Annotated in this window: 2 protein-coding genes and 1 pseudogene; all 3 read right to left on the bottom strand. The window is 70.0% G+C overall.

All coding sequences use genetic code 11. The features are described from left to right. Window positions 1-91: 91 nt before the first annotated feature. Window positions 92-517: pseudogene (gene rbfA, locus AB0C29_RS37345) on the bottom strand (30S ribosome-binding factor RbfA); the annotation flags it as partial. A gap of 129 nt (window positions 518-646) precedes the next feature. Beyond that, window positions 647-940 carry a DUF503 domain-containing protein gene (locus tag AB0C29_RS37340; protein ID WP_360830722.1) on the bottom strand — a complete coding sequence of 98 codons (294 nt, stop codon included), beginning with the start codon at window positions 938-940 and terminating at the stop codon, window positions 647-649. 35 nt (window positions 941-975) lie between these two features. Continuing rightward, window positions 976-2,001, bottom strand: coding sequence for an SAM-dependent methyltransferase (locus AB0C29_RS37335; protein ID WP_360830719.1), 1,026 nt, complete (start codon window positions 1,999-2,001; stop codon window positions 976-978). Window positions 2,002-2,042: the final 41 nt, after the last annotated feature.

Raw genomic sequence — 2,042 nt, 5'->3', positions numbered from 1 at the left:
GGGCAGCAACCGCTGACGCCGAGGTCATCCGGGCTGGATGAGGTGGGTAGGCAGGACGCGCCCCACAGTGACTTACACGCGCACCCCCCTCGTCTTCCTCGTCCTCGTCGGCCTTGTACGGGTCCGGGTCGCCGGCGTACTGCTTGCCGGCGGCCAGCCGCTGCACCTCGGCGTCGCGGTGCCGGGCCGCGGCCAGCAGCTCGTCGATCTCCTTGACGTTGTCCTGGACGTTGTCCAGCACGAACGTGAGGCTCGGCGAGTGCCGCAGGCCCAGGGCGTGACCGACGCGGGTGCGCAGCATGCCCTTGGCGCTGTCCAGCGCCGCCGCGGTCGCGGCCTGCTCCGTCTGGTCCCCGAGCACGGTGTAGTAGACGTGGGCGTCGCGGAGATCACCCGTGATCCGGGCGTCCGTGACCGTCACCATGCCGAGACGGGGATCCTTGATCTCTCGCACCAGCGATGCCACCAGCTCGCGGATGCGCTCCGCGTGCCGACGCGTCTTGGCCGGGTCCGACATATCGCCCACCTCCGACAACCGTGCCTCCGGGACGAAACCGCCCCGCCCAACGCCTGAAGCCTACCCATGACCGCTGGGGCCCGAACGCCGCGTCGGTGCGTCGTGCGCGGGGGTCACCGGCGGGACTGCTCAGTCGTCGTCACCGTGCAGCCGGCGCCGGACCGACAGCAGCTCGATCTCGGGCCGGCCGGCCATCTGGTGCTCGCACGTGTCGATCACCGCGCGCGCCTGGGACGGCTCGGCGGCGACCACGGCGACCCCGATCTGGGCCCGGCCGTGCAGGTCGTGGTCGCCGACCTCCGCGACGCTGACCTCGTACTTGCGCAGCATCGCGATGATCGGGCGGAGGTAGGAACGCTTCTGCTTGAGCGAACGGGAGTCGCCGGGCAGCAGCAGGTCGAAGAGTGCGGTCTCGATATACATCAGCGAGCGAGAGTACCCGGGTACCCCGGTGCCATTCAGCTGGATTTCCGGGCCACCACCACGTCACGCTCGATGCCCTGGTCGACCCGGTGGCTCAGGTCCTCGTACGGCACCAGCGCCAGCCCGTTGGCGACCAGGATGTCCTCGGCCAGCTCCCGCCGGGCCACCTTGGTGTTCCAGGACAGCCCGATGGCCCCACCGGGACGCAGCAGGTGCACCCACTGCGGCACGGCCCGCTCCAGCAGGTCCAGCGGGCGCCGAGACATGCCGCCCTCGTCCTCGTAGCTGCCGTGCGCGACGCCGTACGGCAGATCGACGACCAGCACGTCCACGCAGTTGGCCCGGAGCAGGCCGTCGAGCTGGGTGGTGTCCGCGTTGAGCATGATCACCTTCTGCACCGCGCCGGCCTTGTGGTCCTCCTTGCTCGCCGCCATGGTGATCTCCATCCGGCGGGCGGCCTTGCGGCCCTGCCGGCGGACCGGGTTGAGCTCGGCGGTGTGCTTGAGGCGCTTGCGCTTGAGCCAGGTCTGCAGGAACAGCTTGTACGCCTCGACGTCCTTGCCGTCGAGCTCCACGCCGATGGCGTCGTAGCCGTACATCAGCGCCTGGTTGAGCGTGGTGCCGCGGCCCGCAAGGAAGTCACCGACGATCACGTGCCCGTCGAGCATCTGGCGGCGCGAGGCGGAGGCCAGCAGGGTCAGGTTGAGCAGCAGCTTGGTGAACTGCTCGTTGGTCTTGCCGGCGTACTTGGGGATGGTGATCAGGTCGCTGTCGTAGCGGGCCAGCGGGGTCAGCTCCAGCGGCCGCAGCAGGTCGTCACCGGCCCGCTCGAACAGGGCGTAGGCCGCCGACATGTTCGACAGGTAGGCGATGTCACGGGGCTGCAGGTCCGCGGTGAACGTCAGGTACTCCACGCCGCCGATCCGGGTGGCGTCGACCTCCGCCACCTCCGAGGAGAGCACGGGCCGGAACGCGGCCAGCTCCGCCCGCGAGAGTCGACCGGCCTGGTCGGCGTAGACGCGGTTGGCGGAGGGCGCGAGGAGGAGGGCGTAGCGAGACATTCCAGTAGTAAAGACAACGGCCCCCGGCGCTTTCGCGCCGG

Source organism: Actinoplanes sp. NPDC048791 (assembly GCF_040650095.1).
Classification (GTDB): domain Bacteria; phylum Actinomycetota; class Actinomycetes; order Mycobacteriales; family Micromonosporaceae; genus Actinoplanes.
This window is presented reverse-complemented; position numbering and strand designations above follow the sequence as displayed.